We start from the raw sequence: 246 nt of genomic DNA on the forward strand, positions 1-246 counted from the left end.
GCGCCTGCGCGCGTTCGGCGAAGGCGGCCAGCACGTCCAGCTCGCTCAGCGCCGCGGCGCAGCGCTTGAGCGGCTCCAGGTGCGCGCCCAGCGCGTCGAGCAGGCCTTCGTACAGCAGCTTCTCGCGCGTCAGCGAGCGCTCGCGCGCCGACAGCACCTTGTCCTCGAAGGACTTCAGCTCCTCGGTGATGTAGCGCTCGGCGTTGGCCAGGGTCTGGCGGCGGCTGTAGTGGATCGGTGCCTTGT

1 protein-coding gene is annotated in these 246 nt (G+C 70.7%); it reads right to left on the minus strand.

All coding sequences use genetic code 11. The annotated features are described in order from the left end of the window. Window positions 1–246 (minus strand): hypothetical protein (locus tag SB822_RS59700; protein ID WP_410859457.1); only part of this gene is annotated, 246 nt, incomplete at both ends.

Origin of the sequence: Paraburkholderia sp. SIMBA_054 (assembly GCF_046534875.1) — a bacterium.
Taxonomy (GTDB): domain Bacteria; phylum Pseudomonadota; class Gammaproteobacteria; order Burkholderiales; family Burkholderiaceae; genus Paraburkholderia; species Paraburkholderia hospita.